Origin of the sequence: Pseudonocardia lacus (assembly GCF_018531445.1) — a bacterium.
Classification (GTDB): Bacteria; Actinomycetota; Actinomycetes; order Mycobacteriales; family Pseudonocardiaceae; genus Pseudonocardia; species Pseudonocardia lacus.
On record NZ_JAHDTH010000400.1, the window covers coordinates 1 to 2,930 of the forward strand.

The 2,930-nt window shown below is 78.3% G+C and carries 3 protein-coding genes and 1 other annotated feature; all 3 genes read right to left on the reverse strand.

Annotated features, from left to right (window positions below):
- Positions 1 to 533: 533 nt before the first annotated feature.
- Entirely contained in the window at positions 534 to 1,418 is an 885-nt protein-coding gene (locus KIK08_RS38415) for a metallophosphoesterase (RefSeq protein WP_214408228.1), read from the reverse strand.
- Positions 1,151 to 1,206 (reverse strand) — a sequence feature (sul1 is cis-regulatory element that is thought to sense ions involved in sulfur or methionine metabolism; They are found in Alphaproteobacteria). It overlaps the preceding gene by 56 nt.
- Before the next feature lie 74 nt (positions 1,419 to 1,492).
- On the reverse strand, positions 1,493 to 1,993 hold the full coding sequence (locus KIK08_RS38420) for a DUF6319 family protein (protein ID WP_214408229.1): 501 nt from the start codon (positions 1,991 to 1,993) through the stop codon (positions 1,493 to 1,495).
- 115 nt (positions 1,994 to 2,108) lie between these two features.
- A partial coding sequence (locus KIK08_RS38425) for an ATP-dependent helicase C-terminal domain-containing protein (RefSeq protein WP_305849634.1) occupies positions 2,109 to 2,930 on the reverse strand: 822 nt, incomplete at its 5' end.

Consider the following 2,930-nt stretch of genomic DNA (forward strand, 5'->3'; position numbering starts at 1 on the left):
GGGTTTGCGAGGGCGGGCCTGGGGTCGGGCGCGCAGGGCGGGGTGGGTCTCGCAGCGTGGGGTGGGTCTCGCAGCGCGCCGGCGGGCTGCGATGGCACAGCGGGCGCTGCGGGGCGCGGCGGGGTTTGCGAGGGCGGGCTGGGGTCGGGCGCGCAGGGCGGGGTGGGTCTCGCAGGGCGGGGTGGGTTTCGCAGCGTGGGGTGTGTTGTCGCAGCGGGCCGGCGGGCTGCGAGCATCCACCGGGTGCTGCGACGCGCAGCGGGGCCTGCGAGGGCGCGCCGGGACGGTCTCGCAGGGCGGGGTGGGTCTCGCAGCACGGGGTGGGTCTCGCAGGGCGGGGTGGGTCTCGCAGCGTGGGGTGTGTCCTCACAGCGCGCCGGCGGGCTGCGATGGCACAGCGGACGCTGCGGGGCGCAGCTGGGTTTGCGAGGACGGGCTGGGGTCGGGCGCGCGGGGTGGGGTGGGTCCCGCAGCTCGGGGGGGGGGGGGGCTCGCAGCGCTGGGTGCGTTGTCGCAGCTCGCCGGGAGACCGGTCAGCCGGTGCGCACCTCGGGCTCCGCCCCGGTCGTCGGCTCGGCCCGCAGGCGCCGCACTATCCGCGCCGTCGTCTCCGGGTCGACCTCGGCGATCGTGCGGCCGTCCAGGGGTACGGCGGTGGCGAGCAGTGAGTCGTCGAACAGGTCGATGCGCGCCACCGAGGGGGCGGCCACCAGTCGTGTGCCGGCGGTCGCGGGGGGCAGTGAGTCGCTCGTGCTGGCCAGCGCGCCCGGCGTCCACACCGGGATGCCGACCAGCGTGCCCGCGCTGACCACGTGGGTGTGCCCGGCCAGCACGATCCGCACGTCGGTCCCGGCGAGCACCTGGCCCAGCGCGGCCCGCCCGCGCAACCCGATGGCCGCGGTGACCGGGAGCGCCGAGGGAAGCGGCGGGTGGTGCAGCACGAGCACGGTGCCGTCGCGGGCGGGCTCGGCCAGCTCGGCGCGCAGCAGGTCGAGCTGGCCGCCCGAGAGCTCGCCGTGGGCCAGCCCGGGCACGGAGCTGTCGAGCACGACGATCCGCAGCCCGCGCACCCGCAGCACGTGGAACAGCGGGTCGGTGGAGCCCGACCCGTCGCCCAGCAGCACCGCGCGCAGGGCGGCGCGGTCGTCGTGGTTGCCCATCGCGTAGGCGAACGGGACGGCCAGCCGGGCCGCGACCGGCTCCACGACCGAGCGGAACCGGCGGTACTCGGCCGGGGTGCCGTTCTCGGTGAGGTCGCCGGTGACCAGCACGGCGTCGGGCCGCACCGCCGACTCCTCCAGGCGGCGCAGCGCGAGCCGGAGCCCGGCGGCGGTGTCGGCGCCGTAGCGCCCGACGGCTCCCTCGTCCTCGACGTGCGGATCGGAGATCTGGATCAGCGTGTAGCGCGGCTCGTCCACCCGCCCATCCTCGCGCCGCGAGCCGGATCGTGGCGTCGATTATCCGATCGCCACGACCCCGCCCCGGTGGCCGGTCAGCCGTCGATCTCCGCGAGGGCCTTGCGGGCCTGCTCCAGCTCCGCCTCCAGCGCGGCGACGCGGGCGGCGCGCTGCTCGCGGGCGGCGCCGATGGCGGCGTCGATCGGGTCGGCCAGCTCCGGGTGCAGCTCCCGCGCGGCGCTGGCGACGGCCGCCGCGGACACCGGCAGACCGCGGCTGAGCCACGCGCTGCCCTGCTTGAGCTCGGCCTGCCAGTCGCCGTCGACGGTGCCGCTGACGGTGAGGATCAGCTCGATGGTGCGCGTGGTGCGCGCGGTCGAGCCCTTCGGCCGGCCGCGGCGGCGCTTCTCCGGCGCGGCCTCGCCCTCCGGCGCGGCATCCTCGCCTGCCCCCTCGGCGGCGCTCTCGGCGGCGCTCTCGGTGTCGGGAGCGGCGGGGGCGGTGTCGAGGGCGGCCTTGCCGGCCCGCCCCGCACCCTTGGCGGGGGTGGCCTGCTCGGCCGGGTCGGTGGCGGTGGGCTGCTCGGGCGTGGTCATCGGGCCGGGGTGCTCCCTACTCGTGCTGGTTCGCGGAGGTGCGGGCCATCCAGGCTGATGCTAGAACGTGTGTTCGATCGGGTCGGGTCCGGGTCGGCTCGGGCTGCTGGCGGGCTCACGGGCGGGGGCGCCGCGGCCGCCGCGAGGGGGCGGCTGCCAGGGGGTCCTCCGGCCAGTCGTGCTTGGGGTAGCGCCCGCGCAGCTCGGCGCGCACCCGCGGGTAGCCGTTCGCCCAGAACGACGCCAGGTCGGCGGTGACCGCAGCGGGTCGCCCGGCCGGGGAGAGCAGGTGCAGCAGGACGGGCAGCCGGCCGTCGGCGACGGTGGGCGAGTCGGTCCACCCGAAGGCCTCCTGCACCCGCACCGGCAGCACCGGCTGCTCGCCCGACCAGTCCAGCGCGATCCGCGACCCCGACGGCACCGCGACCCGCTCCGGGGCGAGCTCGTCGAGCCGCGGCGCGGTGCGCCAGTCCAGCAGGCCGCGCAGCACCTCGCCGGCGTCGACGCGGGCCAGGTCGGCGCGCGAGCGGGCGGTGGCGAGCCGCCCGGTCCACCAGCGGTCGGGCTCGGCCAGCAGCGCGGCGTCGGAGACGTCGGGCCACGGCTCGCCCAGCACCCGGTGCAGGGTGGCGAGCCGGTCGCGCAGCCGGCGGGCGGTGTCGCTCCAGCGCAGCAGGCCAAGGCCCTCCGCGCGCAGGCCGTCGAGCAGCGCGGCGCGCAGCGCCTGCGGCGGCGGGTCGGGCAGGCGGTGCTCCTCCAGTTCGATCGCGCCGAGCCGGCGCACCCGGCGTGCGACGAGGTCGCCGTCGTGCCAGCGCACCTCCCGCTCCTCGGTGAGCAGCGCCGGGGCGGCGCGCTCGGCGAGGTCCTGGTCGGCCGCGGCGGCCAGCCGGACGCGCGCGTTGGCGGCCCCGGGGGAGCGGTCGGCCACCGCGAC

Excerpts from the sequence above, each read along its gene's own strand:
- KIK08_RS38420 (WP_214408229.1), bottom strand. The coding sequence starts at position 1,993 with ATGACCACGCCCGAGCAGCCCACCGCCACCGACCCGGCCGAGCAGGCC.